The organism is Arthrobacter sp. 1088 (genome assembly GCF_031455315.1).
In the GTDB taxonomy this organism is placed as follows: Bacteria; Actinomycetota; Actinomycetes; order Actinomycetales; family Micrococcaceae; genus Arthrobacter.
The window spans coordinates 1-14,610 of the sequence record NZ_JAVDSM010000005.1 but is presented as its reverse complement, the minus strand read 5'-3'; the positions used below and the strand labels follow the sequence as shown (position 1 = coordinate 14,610).

General features: G+C 60.7%; 16 protein-coding genes. 5 read left to right on the top strand and 11 right to left on the bottom strand.

Annotated features, from left to right (window positions below; genetic code table 11):
* Positions 1-49 precede the first annotated feature (49 nt).
* Both J2Y41_RS08740 and J2Y41_RS08735 read right to left on the bottom strand, forming a co-directional pair.
* The gene (locus J2Y41_RS08740) at positions 50-1,198 is read right to left on the bottom strand and encodes a restriction endonuclease subunit S (protein WP_309928070.1); all 1,149 of its coding nucleotides are present in this window, start codon (positions 1,196-1,198) and stop codon (positions 50-52) included.
* Positions 1,195-2,691: a class I SAM-dependent DNA methyltransferase gene (locus J2Y41_RS08735; protein WP_309928069.1), complete on the bottom strand. Its 1,497-nt coding sequence runs from the start codon at positions 2,689-2,691 to the stop codon at positions 1,195-1,197. The genes J2Y41_RS08740 and J2Y41_RS08735 overlap by 4 nt, the downstream gene beginning before the upstream one ends.
* 114 nt (positions 2,692-2,805) lie before the next feature.
* Between J2Y41_RS08735 and J2Y41_RS08730 the strand changes: the two genes are divergently transcribed.
* The 3 genes from J2Y41_RS08730 to J2Y41_RS08720 all read left to right on the top strand — a co-directional run bounded on the left by J2Y41_RS08730 (position 2,806) and on the right by J2Y41_RS08720 (position 4,521).
* Entirely contained in the window at positions 2,806-3,312 is a 507-nt protein-coding gene (locus tag J2Y41_RS08730) for a hypothetical protein (RefSeq protein WP_309928367.1), read from the top strand.
* Between the two features lie 78 nt (positions 3,313-3,390).
* Positions 3,391-3,999, top strand: coding sequence for a hypothetical protein (locus J2Y41_RS08725; protein ID WP_309928068.1), 609 nt, complete (start codon positions 3,391-3,393; stop codon positions 3,997-3,999).
* Between the two features lie 60 nt (positions 4,000-4,059).
* On the top strand, positions 4,060-4,521 hold the full coding sequence (locus J2Y41_RS08720) for a DUF3817 domain-containing protein (RefSeq protein ID WP_309928067.1): 462 nt from the start codon (positions 4,060-4,062) through the stop codon (positions 4,519-4,521).
* Between the two features lie 125 nt (positions 4,522-4,646).
* Here the strand turns inward: J2Y41_RS08720 and J2Y41_RS08715 are convergent, their stop codons facing one another.
* From J2Y41_RS08715 to J2Y41_RS08690, 6 genes are all read right to left on the bottom strand, one after another.
* Complete coding sequence (locus J2Y41_RS08715) at positions 4,647-5,594, bottom strand: hypothetical protein (protein WP_309928066.1); 948 nt, start codon at positions 5,592-5,594, stop codon at positions 4,647-4,649.
* Between the two features lie 4 nt (positions 5,595-5,598).
* Positions 5,599-6,282: a DUF6318 family protein gene (locus J2Y41_RS08710; RefSeq protein ID WP_309928065.1), complete on the bottom strand. Its 684-nt coding sequence runs from the start codon at positions 6,280-6,282 to the stop codon at positions 5,599-5,601.
* Between the two features lie 127 nt (positions 6,283-6,409).
* The gene (locus J2Y41_RS08705; RefSeq protein ID WP_309928064.1) at positions 6,410-6,823 is read right to left on the bottom strand and encodes a hypothetical protein; all 414 of its coding nucleotides are present in this window, start codon (positions 6,821-6,823) and stop codon (positions 6,410-6,412) included.
* 60 nt (positions 6,824-6,883) lie between these two features.
* Positions 6,884-7,261, bottom strand: a complete 378-nt coding sequence (locus J2Y41_RS08700) for an RNA-binding S4 domain-containing protein (RefSeq protein WP_055975330.1) — start codon at positions 7,259-7,261, stop codon at positions 6,884-6,886.
* 59 nt (positions 7,262-7,320) lie between these two features.
* A complete protein-coding gene (locus tag J2Y41_RS08695) occupies positions 7,321-8,424 on the bottom strand; it encodes a sulfite oxidase (RefSeq protein ID WP_224093502.1) in 1,104 nt (367 codons plus the stop codon).
* A gap of 161 nt (positions 8,425-8,585) precedes the next feature.
* Positions 8,586-9,620 (bottom strand): aldo/keto reductase, encoded by a 1,035-nt coding sequence (locus tag J2Y41_RS08690; protein ID WP_309928059.1) that lies wholly within the window; start codon positions 9,618-9,620, stop codon positions 8,586-8,588.
* Positions 9,621-9,909: 289 nt separating this feature from the next.
* Here J2Y41_RS08690 and J2Y41_RS08685 point away from each other — a divergent pair, with 289 nt between their 5' ends.
* Positions 9,910-10,401 carry a flavin reductase family protein gene (locus tag J2Y41_RS08685; RefSeq protein ID WP_224093506.1) on the top strand — a complete coding sequence of 164 codons (492 nt, stop codon included), beginning with the start codon at positions 9,910-9,912 and terminating at the stop codon, positions 10,399-10,401.
* On the opposite strand, the gene J2Y41_RS08680 is transcribed toward J2Y41_RS08685, so the two are convergent.
* Positions 10,398-11,267 (bottom strand): hypothetical protein, encoded by an 870-nt coding sequence (locus J2Y41_RS08680; RefSeq protein ID WP_309928057.1) that lies wholly within the window; start codon positions 11,265-11,267, stop codon positions 10,398-10,400. The genes J2Y41_RS08685 and J2Y41_RS08680 overlap by 4 nt on opposite strands.
* Before the next feature lie 186 nt (positions 11,268-11,453).
* Between J2Y41_RS08680 and J2Y41_RS08675 the strand changes: the two genes are divergently transcribed.
* Positions 11,454-11,858 carry a YchJ family protein gene (locus J2Y41_RS08675; protein ID WP_309928054.1) on the top strand — a complete coding sequence of 135 codons (405 nt, stop codon included), beginning with the start codon at positions 11,454-11,456 and terminating at the stop codon, positions 11,856-11,858.
* Between the two features lie 111 nt (positions 11,859-11,969).
* Here the strand turns inward: J2Y41_RS08675 and J2Y41_RS08670 are convergent, their stop codons facing one another.
* Positions 11,970-13,934 (bottom strand): acyl-CoA dehydrogenase family protein, encoded by a 1,965-nt coding sequence (locus J2Y41_RS08670; protein WP_309928052.1) that lies wholly within the window; start codon positions 13,932-13,934, stop codon positions 11,970-11,972.
* A 62-nt stretch (positions 13,935-13,996) separates the two neighbouring features.
* A complete protein-coding gene (locus J2Y41_RS08665) occupies positions 13,997-14,299 on the bottom strand; it encodes a hypothetical protein (protein WP_224093514.1) in 303 nt (100 codons plus the stop codon).
* Between the last annotated feature and the right edge of the window lie 311 nt (positions 14,300-14,610).

The window sequence follows — 14,610 nt, the reverse complement described above, 5'->3', positions numbered from 1 at the left end:
CGGCGACAGCGCCTTGACCAGAGTGAGGCTCACTACCTTAGGGGTCGCATTACAGCTCTCCTCGGAACGCGCGGTGCTGGAGCGAAGCGAACAAGGTATCCAATTCGATCAGGTGCTTGCGCTGCGTTTCCTTCAGACGCTCGACGGCGGCGACGCGGGCTGCGAAGGTCTGCTGGAGCTCGAGCGGAGGGACGGGTATCTCCAGGCTTCCCACAATTTTTGTGTTCAGATTCAGCATCGTGGCACCCTGTGCAACGTCACCGAGCCGGCGACGTGTCGACTGGCTGGACAACACTGCACTCAAGTAGGTGGGCAAAAGATGGTGAGGGGAAGGGCGGACGATTAGGGACCCGGTTCCGCACAACAATGGCCCGTGGGTGTCTAAGACTTCCGCGCATCGCCCAATCTCACCACGTCTACCGAGCACAACATCGCCTGGAAAGAGGTGGTAACCCGACAGTTCACTGAACTTGTTCGTCGTGATCGAAAAAGAGGAGTCGACAACTATCCTGCCGTCTCGAATGTGCATAGGGTTAATCAAGGGAATGCCGTCGACGACGTAGTCCTCCTTATGCAGGAGGGAACCGAATGGGCCCGTTTGAATTTTGGAGCAGGCTTCCGCCAGTTTGAGTCGGGACATCGTAAGTGCTTGAGCTTCTAGCTCATGGAATATCGACTCTGTGAGGGTGTCAAAGTGGGCAATGGCTTGGCGGCGCTTGGTGCGGAGCTCGTCTGCCTCATCGAGAATAGCGGCGATCCTCCGCTGCTCCTGAATGCGCGGATGCGGAACTTCCATGTCCAGGAAGACTCGATTGGGTAGCGAACGACGCCTTGCTGTCGAACCCTGAAGTTTGGCTAAGTAATATGCGATTGCCACGGGTGACCGGAGGAATCGTTCAAGATATAAGGCATCAGTGACGGAGCTGTCTTTGATATCCCATATAGCATAGGCGGGGCTGACTATTCCGGCCGGAAGGGTCCGTTGGAAGGCCAAAACAGCTTCGTCAATCGGAAATCCAACTACAAGCTGCCCGTTTTGAACTACTTTGTACTGGGACAGGTCGGCTCCGGCGACGCGCTTCTTGAACTTCTCGCCCTGAGGAACAAGCCCGTTGCGCATCGTCATGGAAAGCAGCGGGTATTCGGTGCTGCCGGCACGCTCCACCTTCGCGGGCTTAACAAGATCGCCTAGCTTCACTTCAACAACTCCCGCAGCACATCCAACCCCTGAGCAATCTCCGTCTCGATTTCGTCCAACGCGGCCAGGATCTCCTCGGGTGTAGCGTGCTCGACTTCTTCGTACTCAATCTCCTTGTATCGGTTCAGGGACAAGTCATAGTCGTTGGCTGCTATCTCTGAAAGCGGCACACAGAACGACTGGTCCGTGCGCACCCGCTCAAGCTCCGCCGTCGTGCGTTCATTCCAGCGCGAGAGCACATCTGGGAGGTCTGATGAGCCAAGCGGGGTCCGTTTGTCGTCGAGGCTGAAGCCGTCGGACTTTACGTCATAGAACCAAACGTTGTCCGTGCCCCCGGAGTTGGTCTTCGTGAAGAAGAGGATGGCCGTGGAGACACCGGCGTACGGCTTGAATACGCCCGACGGAAGCTTCACAACGGCGTCGAGCTTGTGACCTTCGACGAGTGTTTTGCGGAGCGATTTATGGGCCCCTGTGGAACCGAAGAGCACGCCGTCGGGAACAATGACCGCAGCTCGTCCACCAGGCTTGAGCAGCTTGATGAAGAGTGCCAGGAAAAGCAGCTCCGTCTTCTTTGTCTTCACGACTTTTAGGAGATCCTTGGCCACATTGTCGTAGTCCAGGCTGCCGGCAAACGGAGGGTTAGCCAGAATTACGTTGTACTTTTCCTCCTCCTCGGCATGGAGATCGGCCAACGAATCGCGGTACGAGACGTCCGGATTCTCAACACCATGCAGCAGCATGTTCATGGAGCCAATACGAAGCATGGTGGAGTCGAAGTCGAATCCATGGAACTGGTCATTGTGGAAGAACTTCCTGCTCTCATCATTGGTGAGCAGGTTGGGATTCTTGTCCCTGAGGAATTCACCTGCTTGGACCAAGAATCCGCACGTGCCGGACGCCGGATCGCAGATTGCCTCCAGCGGCTTCGGCGCGGTCATCGCAACCATGAGATCGATGATGTGCCGGGGCGTCCTGAACTGACCGTTCGTACCCGCCGAAGCAAGCTTGGACAGCATGTACTCGTACAGATCGCCCTTGGTGTCCTTGCCTTCCATATTGATGGAATCGATGACATCAACTACCTGCTTCAGGACGCCCGCGTTGGGTATCTTAAATTGAGCATCCTTCATGTGGTGGCTGTATGTGGAGTCTTCGCCGTTGGCCAGCTTAGGCAGTTCGTTACGCAAGAACGGGAAGATGCTCTGCGAAAAGACCGTGAACAGCTCGGTTTGGCCAAAGTCTCTGAACTTGGACCAACGAAGGTCTCCGTAAGGGCGACCCTGGGGATCCAAGCCCTCGGGGAATACGGCATTTTGAAGTGGTAGGCCCAGCATGTTGGCCTTCTTCTCTTCGAGAGTGTGCTTCTCGTCAAGGCGTTTGAGGAACAGCAGATAGGTGATCTGTTCGATGACTTCTAAGGGGTTGGAGATACCGCCGCTCCAGAACGTATTCCAGACTTTGTCTACTTGGGACTTAATTTCACCTGTGATCACCCCTGCGAGTTTAGTGGCAGGGGCAGACGCTCGAGGACTCGGTGGCTACTCACTGTGCCATCGGGCGGCTGGGCCCAGCAGCGCTACGCTGGTTGCGGCTTGACACAATGGACCATGCTCTTCACCAAAAAGTCCCTCACCGCCCAAGGTTTCACGGGCTTCCGAGCCTTGGACGACCTCGACGTCATGCGCGTCCCCCAAGGTCCCGGGGTCTTTGCCCTGCTTTGCCCTGCCGGCTTCGAGCCCGTTTTCCTCAACAAGGGCACCGCCGGAACCTTCAAGAAGAAAGACCCATCCCTCAAGCGTGACGCTTTGGAAGCGGAGTGGGTTCCCGATGCTTCCCTGTTGTACCTGGGCAAAGCCAGCGCCGGAAGCCAGGGAAACCGGGGGCTTCGGAAGCAGATCCAGGAGTTCATGGATTACGGCCGCGGGCGACCCACCGTCGTCTGGGATGCCCGCCTCATCTGGCAGCTTCGGGACGCCTTGGACCTGATCATCGCGTGGAAAGAACTACCTCCTTCGGAAGTGAACGCAGCCGAGGCTGCCTACCACGCTGATTTCGTTGCGACCTATGGCCGCCTGCCGTTTGCGAATCTGGTTCAAGCCCGCTCCAGGAAGTAGGGCGTCAAGCACGACGGCGGCACTGGGCTTCTGTTCGGGGCCTGCCATGGGAGCGGCGGGCGGCGCATAATGTCATGCATGACGGCCAGTAACCCCGCTGGAGGCAAACCGCATGGACCTCGGATCACTGTCGAGGTGCCTGTCCTCCGCATAGGCGCCGGGCAAACCGATTACGAGGGACTAAGCCATTACGTCGACTTCCTTCGGAAGCCGCAAGGGCTGCACATGACGTTGCTGCACGTGGGTATCCTCGATGATTTGGTCCAGGACATTGAAGCCTGGACCAAAGGAATGTCGCGGTCAGAGAAGGTACTTCCGGAGATTGCGGGTTGGCTGACAGGGTTGCCTGTATTGCAAGGATTTCTGGGAAAGTCGGACAAGCTGATCCCCCTGGGCGGTGGCCGCCTCATGGGCCTGGAAGTGGACGTTCCCCAAGAGGTGCACGACTATCAGGCCCTTCTGGTCCAGGGGCTCCATGTGCTTCTGGACGACCTGGGCCTGAACAACATCGACGACTTCATCCTGAGTTCACCTGCCCTTGGTTACTGGTCACCCCGGTGGTTGCCCCACATTGCTGTTGGCAAGGCCCGGACCCGCCGTGAGCCGCCGATGGAAATTGCCCCCGTGCCTGTCGAATTCGGGGACTCGCAGATCCGGAATCGCGGCTCGCTTCCTCTCCTGGGGTGAACGTGCTTGTCCTGTCACGGTAAATTGGACGTGACTCCCGTTTCCCAGCTGAGGACTTCCATGCTGCCCCGCACCCTGTTTCGTACCGTTGCTTTTGCCGAAGCTGTGACGTGGACGCTGTTGCTGATTGGGCTGTTCCTTAAGTACGTCACGCACACCACGGAAGTGGGCGTCAGTGTAGCCGGAGGCATCCATGGCTTTGTCTTCCTTTGCTATGGAGCCACAGCAGCCTTCACATGGATCAACCAGAAATGGAATGCCCGCACAGGACTGCTTGCAATCGTCTCTGCCGTGGTCCCGTATGCCACGATTCCCGTGGAAAAGTCGCTCGACCGTCGAGGCCTCCTTGCCGGCGATTGGCGCTTGGCTGCCGGAGGAGAGGAACCTCACGGCGGGCTGGAGAAGCTGCAAGCTTGGATTCTCAGATACCCCATCCGGGCCGTTGCGATTGTTCTGGTGGGCGTCGCGGGCGTGTTCAGCTTCCTGCTCTTCATGGGTCCGCCGGACACGTGGTTCTCCTGATCTCCTTGCCTGTGGTCCTTTTGGGTGCTGTGGTTTCCTGACCTTCTTTGCGGGTCGACGCTGCTGTTTTCCGGCGATCTGGCTCCCTTTTTCTCTCAATGAGGGTCGGGAAGCGACGGGCCCTGTCATTTTTTGGCGTTGGGGCAGCCCCAGGATGTGGGGTTTTCCTGGCAGGTGTCGGCGACGAGTGCTTTTTCTGTTCTCCAGACCTGGATGGTTTTTGGTGGGGTGGTCAGGTCCAGGATTCCGTTGATGGGCAGTGGCGGGCCGTTGTTTACGGAGTAGGTGCCGGTGAAGCTGGTGGTGATGGTGGCGGGGTAGTTCCCTGTTGCCGTGTAGCTGTGGCTGGTGCGGGTGTCGTTGAGGAGCCAGTCGGCTTCGGGGATCGAATAGCCAGCTGCCGGGGTGGGGCCGAGGCTGGTGCCGTCGCCGAAGGTGTAGGTGAAGCTTGCCGGGGTTGCTCTCAGTTGGACGGTTTGGCCGAGGATGGTGATGTTGAAGGCTTGTTCGGTGGCGGTGGTGTAGAAGTTTGTTGGTCCGCCTTTGAGGGTGTGGGGGAAGGGTTGGGCTTGGAGGGTTCCCGGGTTGACGGGGAGTTGGCGGAAGTCGTTCAGGATCCGGGCTGCAATGTTCGCGAGAACGTTTTCGGGCTGGGCGTCGTACAGGCAGGTGGGTCCGCTGATCGCCGGGTAGTCAGTCCACTGCGGGTTCGCGATTGACTTTGGAGCTTGTTTCCAGATCACGGGTGTTCCTTCTTCACCGCCAGGTGTTTTAGCGGGGCATTCCATCGTTAGGCACCCCCTGTCCGGAGTGTCTGACCCTCCCGAGCGGCAGTGAACATCCGGCATGTACTGGTTGGGGTCTTCCGCAGCGGACGGGCCGTCCAGCTTCGGCACGAAGCTTCCGGTGGCAGGGTCCTTCCTCCAGTGCGTGGCTGTCAGGTTAAGTCCATTGTCTACGTACCCGATGTCGATCTTGGGCTCCTTGGCGGTGGCCCCGGGGCCCTGCAGTAGGAGGATAACGCCCGCAGCAATGACAAAAGTTGATGCGGGGAGCCAAAGTTTGATCACCATTGGCTCAACGAATCAGGCCGAGATCGACCATGATCCAACATTCATCTTTGAACTCGAATTCAGCCCGACTGGCTGAATTCGTCGCTGGCGTGGGGTCTTGATACAGGGATCCGTCGCCGTTTCTGATTTCAACAGCTTCTTGTATTACTTGAACAATGGCCACTTGCGAGGATCTTGCAGGATCGAAATCCATTTCCAGTGAAGCGGTAAGTATTCCCGCCCCAGCGACCCACCGACCGTCCTTCCATGCAGCCTCAACACTTTCGCGAAGTGAGGTGCACCAAGAGCAGTTCGCGGCACTGAGGGACCGAAGCGTTCCTGTCTCACCAGACTCATAGCTGTAGTTCAGTTGCGCGTACCAATACCTGATAAACGCCTCCAGCCCCTCCTTCGAGTTCTCCTTCGCCAACTCGGGCATCACAGGAACCGGCACATTCTCTGCCTTGCCCTTCGCGTCCGCTGGCTTGTAGACAGCGGCGGGAGTAGCACTCCCCGAAGGTTCAGTAGCCGAAGGACGTGGTGACAAAACCCCTGAGGTGGGTGACGCCGTCGTCGAGCTTGTTTCGGAAGGAGGACCGCCGGGCTGGCCGCCCTGGCAGCCAGTGAGCAGCAACGCGGCTGTTAGTCCGAGTCCGAAGACCGCTCCTCGAACAAGGGCACGTGAAGAATTGGCAGAAAGGCGTGACATGACAGGCTCCCCCAGCAGCTGTTTGGCGATGTGTCGGCCAGTCTAGGCGGGGCAGAGGCAGGGTTTCACGTCGAAGGGGGCCGCTTGTGGATAACTATTGTTGTTTGTGGAGATGTTTGCCCGCAGCCTACGAGACGTCGCGCCGAGGCTTCTCGGCCGCGAGCTGCCTGACCCAGTCGGGAGTTTCTTTTCCCAGCCGGCGGTCTGTGACCAGACGTAGCTGGGCGGCTGCGATTTGCACACCGCGGTCACGCGCAGCAGCGCCGCGGTCGATCCTGTCGGTTGCCCCGTTGCGTTCGCCGTGGTGTGCCGGTGTTCTCATTGGCTCCGTCATCGTCGACCTCTTATCTGGTATCGCTTGCCACCATTCTGCCCTGTTATCGGACGCCGTTTTCTGCCGCAGCGACTTCCACGCTATCCAAGCAGCAATGACGGCTGCGGCCAGCGCAGCCAAGGGCGCCAGCCCTGCAACAGTTTGCCACCACTCGACCGGCCCAGTATGGATGTTCACGTCGATAGGAGCAGGGGGCAGAGGGATCACTCAACCAAGCTAAACGGCCGCAAGCCAGCAGCGGGTCAGCGGGTGACCGTATGTGGACAACTAACCCCGCAATTTCTCCATGTCCCGCCGGTCCTTCTTGGTGGGTCGGCCGGCGCCGCGGTCGCGCTGGGGAAGGCCGAGCTTGGGGGCGACGGGCCGTGGGGGAGTGTGGTCGGTGAAACAGTGCGACGCAGCCTCGGCTCCGACGCGTTTGGCGATCAGTCGCCTCACTTCGAGGATGCGTTCCCAGCCGGATTCGCGGACCCTGATGGTGTCGCCAATAATCACGCTTTGCGAGGCTTTCGCGGGGTTTCCGTTGATGCGGATGTGGCCGGCGCGGCAGGCAGCGGTAGCCGCGGATCGGGTCTTGTAAGCGCGGATCGCCCACAACCAGGCATCCACCCGGACATTCGCTGGAGATGAAGACGGGATACTCATGATTTGAACGAGTCTAGTCCGGCGTTGACAGCGATCTCGAGAAGCCGGACGGACAAGCCCTACCGAACTGTTACCTCAACCCGCTGGGCCATGTTGTTCCCTATGCCCTGGTAGTTCCACACTTGATCGCTGGGCTGCAGCGCACCCGAGGAGTCCATCGCACGGCACCGCAACTCGTGCTCTCCCGGGCTCGCGACCCACACCATGGTCCACGAACGCCAAGCAAAGTCACCGACAGCAGGTTCCAGGTGGGCCGGCATCCACTCGCCGTCGATTCCTACCTCCACGCGTTCCACTTCACCGTGCCCGGACCACGCCCTGCCGTGCAGCATGACTGGGCCGGCATCCACTACCCGGCGTCGGGTGAAGAAGTCAGGAATCCCGGGCGGCACCATCAGGGAACGGACGCGAATGTGCGTCACGGGCAAACCTGGCCCATCGGGTCCCTGGAGGTAGTGGTAGGCCACGGCCTGTTGGAATCCCATGAACCGTGAAGTCACTGCCTCAATGGACGTCAACCACTTCACGCTTGCCATGCCATACCAGCCCGGCACCAGCAGCCGCAGCGGGAAACCGTGCTGGATCGGGAGCGGGTTGCCGTTCATGGCGTAGACCAGCATGACTTCGGGGTGCATCGCCTCGGCGATCGAAAGACTGCGGGCGTATGGTTCCTCAACTCCGCCTTGGATACCGCTGTCGGCGCCCGTAAAGACAAGCTCGACGGCGTCATCCGCCAAACCTGCCTCCTCCAGCAGTGGTGCCAAAGGGGTTCCTGTCCACTCTGCAGTGCCTACTGCTCCCAGCACCCAGGGCTGGCTGAGCGGACGTGGCTGCAGGAGCGAGCGTCCATTTCCGGCGCATTCCATGGTGACTGGCATGGTCACGGAGGGCCGCGCCTTGATGTCGTCGAGGCTCAGTTCCAAGCTGTGATCAACCGCGCCACCGAGCCGCAGGCGCCATGCCTCGGCGGAAACGTGCGGGATATCGAAGTGTATGAGCAGATAGTGCAGGCCCGCCGGCGTGATGTCGTCGTGGAGGGCTTCGAGCGGCATTGAATGGTTGCGGCCGGAGAGCTGCAACTCTTCGTGGGTCAGGGGACCTTCGGTCGGCTGTCCCGGGATGACGGCTTTCGCCGCTTCTTGCTTGACATGGGGTTTGGACATGGGAGGCGGCGTTCTACTGGACCTGACGCTGCGGGCGTGCCGCAGCACTTAGGACAAGGATCACGCCATGGTCCAATGCCGTCAATAGGTGATTGTGCGCCCTGCCCGACGTGCTTCACTAGGACTGAAGGCCACGGAGCGGGCCTCACAGCGCAAGGAACCTACCGGCGTCGAAGTTCCGGGTACTCCAGATGGGGAGCGACCGTGCCGGCGTCCCGCTCAAGGAAGTTGACGGCGGGGGCCACGATGTCATCGATTTCATCCAACACCGCTTCGCTGAGCACCACGTCGGCGGCCTTCAGGTAGTCGGTGAGATGGTCCTCGGTCCGCGGTCCAATGATCACACTGGTCACGGCGGGGTGGTTCAGGGCAAAGGCGACGGCAAGCTGGATGAGGGTCAGTCCGTACCTGGCCGCCAGCTGTGCGAGTGCGTCCGCCGCGTGCAGCTTGCCCTGGTTGAAGGGAGCGGCCACGTCGAAGCGGCCGGGAACCGCAGCCGCACGTGAGCTTTCGGGCTGGCCCGCGCCAACGCGGTAACCGCCAGCCAGCCAACCGCCGTCGAGTGGTCCATAACTCAAAACCCCGACGCCGTATTGCTGGGTGATGGGGAAGACGTCGCGTTCGTTGGCGCGAACCAGAAGGGAGTAGGGAACCTGGTCCACCACCGGGGGCGTCAGGTGGTTGGTGTTCGCGATCCACTGTGCCTCGACGAGCTGCGCCGGGCTGAACACTGAGGTGCCGTAGTAGAGGATCTTGCCCTGCCGGATGAGATCGTTCAGGGTGGTGATCGTCTCAAGAAGATCAGTGTTGTAGTCGGGACGGTGCGCTTGGTAGAGGTCGATCCTGTCCGTGTTCAGCCGCCTCAAGCTGTCCTCAACAGCCCGGACGATCCACCGGCGCGAATTTCCGGCATGCGCTGGATTGGACCCCATCTGGCCGTGGAATTTGGTGGCGAGAAAAACGTCGTCGCGCCGTCCGTGGATTGCCTGGCCCACCACGACTTCGGCCTCACCCTGCGAGTAGATATCTGCGGTGTCGATGCTGGTGATGCCGCCGTCCAATGCCGCCTGGATGATGCGGATGCTCTCCGCAGGGCCGGTGGGAGCGGTCCCGGTGCCAAAGTTCAAAGTACCCAGCGTGAGGGGGCTGATCAGGGCGCCAGTGCGTCCAAGCGTTCGTAGCTCGTTGAGGCTCATGTCGGCTTCCTGTGGTGGGTCAGTGGTTTGACAGCTGCGGGCCAGTGGATGGCTCAACCGTCATCAAGGGATGTCCAATCGAGGCTACACAGGGCCGTGGGACCCCGAAATGCAAACGGTAGAACTTCTTCGTTTTTCGTCTTGCGAGGTAATGGAAGGGGCCTTACTTCGCGACATTTCTTGACATGCGGCAACACAAATGTCTTTCGAATCAACAAATATTGCCGTTCCCGGAAGCGGGTGAATTATGGGAAAGGAACTCAAGCAACGCACGATAGGGGACAGCACAATGACACAGACGACCGTGGAAGAAACGGCGGCCATCAAGGCTGCATTTGCGCAGTTCCCGTCCGGAGTGGCTGCCTTCAGTGCCATGGTGGATTTCACGCCGGAGGCCCTGGTGGCGTCGTCCTTCACTGTGGGCGTGTCATTGGAACCGCCGTTGGTGATGTTCGCGGTGCAGAACTCCTCCACAACGTGGCCCAAGCTTCGGCAGGCCAGCAGGTTGGGTGTGTCCGTGCTGGCCGAAGGCCAGGAAGCTGCCTGCCTTCAGCTGTCCTCCAAGACCCGTGACCGCTTCGCCGGATTGTCCACCAGTGTCAGCGACTCGGGGGCCGTTCTGATCGACGGCGCGGTGCTGGGTTTCGAATGCGAAGTTGTCTCCGAAACGCCGGCGGGGGATCACGCGATCGTTGTCCTCGAGGTCAAGGCCACCACCATCAACCACGAATCCAAGCCACTGATCTACCACGGAGCATCGTTCCGGCAGCTCGCAGCCTAGGAGTTGCGGCTTGCCCCGCTGAGCGATCCTTTACGGATGGGGCTCGAAGACTTTCCATTCTTGGAAGTGTTCGGGCCCGATTTCTTCGGGCTGTTCCCTTGGGTGGGGCCGTTCCCTTGGCCGGACCTGTTGGATTGAGGCCCGGACTTTTCAGGACCGCTGCCAGGAGACTGCTGCGCGTCCGGGGTCTTCGGGGCGGACGGTTCGTCTTTGCTGGACGGCGGTGTTGGCTCGTCCAGCTCCCGGACCGTCACCTTGATGGCGGGCGGTTCCTCTGCCTTTGCGCGCTCGGCCGCCCTCCTGTCAGCTTCCGCGACGGCGTCGGCCCAGTCCTTTGCAAGTACGGGGGGTTCCTTGCTGGCGGCCACAAGCAAGGGGTGGTGGGCGGTTTGCGTTTCCACCACTTCCTTAACGTGGACCGGCTTGGGCACCTTTTTAGGGCGAACCTTCCACGCACCGTCCTTGACGGCAGAAGTGGCATCCGAGACCCGGCGTCGAACATCGCCAAGGAGGTCCTTCTTGGGTTCCGCGGCGGCAGGATTGTGGGCTGGCTTGGCAGCGGATCCGGCAGGAACGTAGGCAAGATCTTCAAGCGGCGATTCAACAGCGTGACTGGAGTAATCGACGTCGTCACCCGCCGGTGCAGGTACGCGTTCCGGAGCCGGGGGCAAGTGGACGATGGTGACTGTTTCCTTCTTGGGGAAGATGCCGACCATCGCTAAAAGAATCACCGACACAAGCCGTCCCACTCCGGCAACTACCAGAGTGATGATGACGACCACACCCAGGCCCAGGAACATGAGGATAGCCATCCCCACTGTGCCCAAATATGTCAGGTTGATGGCGAGTGTTGTCGGATCCTCCACGTAGCCTCCCCTGGCTGTCGTTTTGCGATGCGCGCATTGCCCACCCAGCTTGCACATCTAGCCTACGGTCCAGCACCGACGGAATCACGCCCCGCACCACCCTCGGGCAGGGTTGTTTCGAAGCTGTTATACGGCGTGGGAAAATATGTTGCCCAGCTCTCATTTTCAGCCTCAGATTGGGATCAAGTGACCCCTGATTTCAGCCGACTCCGCGACGGTGCATGCCCCTGTCTCTCCGGAGAGCAGTACGACGATTGTTGTGGGCGCTTCCACCGCGGTGAGGCCGACGCGCCCACAGCCGAGCAGCTGATGCGCTCCCGGTATTCGGCATTCGTCATTCTGGACCCGGCGTACCTCCTGCGAACGTGGCACGCCTCAACCCGCCCGGCTTCCTTGGAACTGGACGCTGACATGCACTGGCGCAGGCTCGACATCCTGGGCACGTCCAAGGGCGGGCCCCTGGACAGCACCGGGACTGTTGAGTTCGCTGCGCACTATCGGTCCGACGGGGAACGGGGCGTCCAGCGGGAACTCAGCCGTTTCGTACGCGAGGACAAGGTCTGGTACTACGTGGACGGCGACGTGCGCTAACGCTCCCTCCCGGTTGCCACGGCAAAAACGGCCGAACCGGAGCTTCAGCCCGCGTATCCTTGCGGACGCGGCGAGGTGCGCCTGGGACTAAATGGGAAGGAACGCGCCGGATTACCGATACTTGCGGTGCAGGTTCTCCTTGCTTGAGGCACCAGGGGATGCATCGGCGATCCACGGCCCGGTGCCTTCGGACTGGTCCAGGACTCCGGCCTCAAGCCAGGCGTAATCCCCGGCGAGGACTTTGCGCGAAAGGTGGTGGTCGCCGTCGTCGGTGTTCCGCCACAGCTGGTCGAAGTATTCGTCCACCCGCACCCGTGCCTGCTCACAGTAGGCCTCGGCGAGTTCAAAGGCGGTGGCGCCGTGTTCCGGATGGGTACGAAGCAGCATTTCGGCACGTGAGCAACATGCTGCCATGGCGAACAGTTCGGCGCCGATGTCCACGATCCTGCCCAGGAACGCTTGCTTGTGTTCCAGCTTCGCCTGCCAGCGCCCCATGCCATAGAAAGTCTGCCTGGCGAGCCGTCGCGAGGACCTTTCAACAAACCGCAGGTGCTTGCCCAGGCGCCCGAACTCGCCATAGGACCGCGGATCCATGCCTGCTCCGGCAACGAGTTTCGGCAGCCAGCGGGCGTAGAAACCTGAAGCGCCGACGGCGGCCCTCGCCTTGTCCTGCAGGCTCGCGTCCGCTGAGGCGAGGTCACCTGCGGCGGCAAGGTGCGCGTCCACGGCTTCGCGGGCGATGAGGAGTTTCATGATCTCGCTGGATCCCTCGAAGATCCGGTTGATGCGGAGGTCCCGGAGGAGTTGCTCGGCCGCCACGGCGCGCTCGCCCCTGGCTTCAAGGGACTCGGCGGTTTCAAAGCCACGGCCGCCACGGATCTGAACCAGTTCATCGGCTATCCGGCAGCTGAGTTCGGTGGACCAGAGTTTGGCCAGCGCCGCTTCGATGCGCACGTCCTTCTGACCGGCGTCGGCCATCTCGGCCGACAATTCAAACACGGCTTCCAACGCGAACGTCGTGGCGGCGATGAACGCAATCTTCTTTCCCACAGCCTCATGCTTGCCTACCGGACGGCCCCATTGTGTACGGGCGTTTGACCATTCGCGGGCAATCTTCAGGCTCCACTTCCCAGCGGCAACGCAGAGCCCGGGGATGGAGAGACGTCCTGTATTGAGCGTGGTGAGGGCGATTTTGAGGCCTTGGCCCTCACGACCCAGGCGGTTCTCCACCGGCACGCGCACTTGGTGGAAACGGGTCACGCCATTCTCGATACCGCGTAGGCCCATGAAGCTATTCCGGTTTTCCACCGTAATGCCGGGGGAGTCCATCTCCACGACGAACGCCGAGATGCCGCCTTTGTGCGTGGTGCCGTCGGCGTCGGTGTGGGCCGGAACTCTTGCCATGACCACCACGAGTTCGGCGATGACACCGTTGGTGGTCCAGAGTTTCACGCCGTCCAAAAGGTAAGACCGGCCGTCGTCGGACAGAACGGCAGTAGCGCCCATTCGGGCGGGGTCGCTGCCGACGTCGGGCTCGGTCAGGAGGAAAGCCGTGATGGCGCCGGCGGCGCAGCGCGGAAGGTATTCCTGCTTCTGCTCGGGCGTGCCGAATTCTTTGACGGGCTCCGGAACGCCAATGGACTGATGCGCCGAGATCAGTGCGCCCAGGCTCGGATGGACGGAGCCCACCAAAGCCAGCGCGCGGCCATAGTAGACCAGGGACAATCCCAGGCCACCGTATTCGCGGGGGATTTTCATGCCGAAAACGCCAAGCTCCGCGAGGCCTGCAAGGTACTCATCCGGGATCTTCGCGTCGCGTTCGATCACCCGTCCGGACATGGACCTGCAGAACGCCTCGAGCTTGGCCATGAACTCTTCGCCGCGCTCCACGTCCTCCGTTTTGGCTTGTGGCCACGGATGGATCAGGCTGAGGTCGAAGCTGCCCAGGTACAGGCCCTTGGCAAAGCTGGGCCGGTTCCATTCAGTTTCGCGGGCGGCCTCGGCGACGGCGCGGGCTTCTTCTGCTGTGGCGTTGACGCTTGCGGCGGTGAGACTGTTGTCAGTAGCGGACGTCATGGAATAACTCCTCTAGCCGGTTGTGCCGGATGGAGCCAGGGTCCGCCTCGGGTGGGAACCCTTCAGCTGTCCCTCAATGCTACCCGCGGGTAGCTACCCGTGCCAGAGGAAACCTGGGGCTGGAATTCGGCCGGGATTTCCACTTGTCCTGCGTGATGGACCAGGCTGTCCCACGCAAAATTGATGCCATGCACCAAGCCGCCCAGGACTGCCTTGACGGTGTACCAGGCCATTCCCATGGCACCGATCAGAACGATTGTTGCTATGGCCGCTGCTGCGATAAACGCCACCAAAATGGCGGCGAAGACCAGCGTTCCAATGAATACGTAGGTGGCTGTTTCCAGAGCAGTGAAGTCGAAATCCATGGTTCCCCCTATGCGACAGTGCGTGGGTAGACGCGGCGTGGCTGCGTCGATGATCCGACATTAGGGGTGGGCATGGTTTTCGGCCAGCACAGAATCGCTCCGCGGCCGTGTCGATATGGGATCGAAACCGAACCGGGCGGTATGTAACGGAATGAGTACGACGGCGGCGTGCGGCTTCGGCACCTGCCCCGCCCAACTGTGAGTCTAGGTCGCAGTAGAGCGCGTTTAGGGGCGGCGGTTTCTAGCGGTTATCGCAACAGGAAGGTTCTGATCATCTCATTTGGGGTGCAGAAGTCGAAGCGTTGGCGGGG

Coding starts and splice junctions, on each gene's coding strand:
- J2Y41_RS08730 (WP_309928367.1), top strand. CDS start 2,806: ATGCTCTTCACCAAAAAGTCCCTCACCGCCCAAGGTTTCACGGGCTTC.
- J2Y41_RS08725 (WP_309928068.1), top strand. CDS start 3,391: ATGACGGCCAGTAACCCCGCTGGAGGCAAACCGCATGGACCTCGGATC.
- J2Y41_RS08720 (WP_309928067.1), top strand. CDS start 4,060: ATGCTGCCCCGCACCCTGTTTCGTACCGTTGCTTTTGCCGAAGCTGTG.
- J2Y41_RS08715 (WP_309928066.1), bottom strand. CDS start 5,594: ATGGTGATCAAACTTTGGCTCCCCGCATCAACTTTTGTCATTGCTGCG.
- J2Y41_RS08710 (WP_309928065.1), bottom strand. CDS start 6,282: ATGTCACGCCTTTCTGCCAATTCTTCACGTGCCCTTGTTCGAGGAGCG.
- J2Y41_RS08700 (WP_055975330.1), bottom strand. CDS start 7,261: ATGAGTATCCCGTCTTCATCTCCAGCGAATGTCCGGGTGGATGCCTGG.
- J2Y41_RS08695 (WP_224093502.1), bottom strand. CDS start 8,424: ATGTCCAAACCCCATGTCAAGCAAGAAGCGGCGAAAGCCGTCATCCCG.
- J2Y41_RS08690 (WP_309928059.1), bottom strand. CDS start 9,620: ATGAGCCTCAACGAGCTACGAACGCTTGGACGCACTGGCGCCCTGATC.
- J2Y41_RS08685 (WP_224093506.1), top strand. CDS start 9,910: ATGACACAGACGACCGTGGAAGAAACGGCGGCCATCAAGGCTGCATTT.
- J2Y41_RS08670 (WP_309928052.1), bottom strand. CDS start 13,934: ATGACGTCCGCTACTGACAACAGTCTCACCGCCGCAAGCGTCAACGCC.
- J2Y41_RS08665 (WP_224093514.1), bottom strand. CDS start 14,299: ATGGATTTCGACTTCACTGCTCTGGAAACAGCCACCTACGTATTCATT.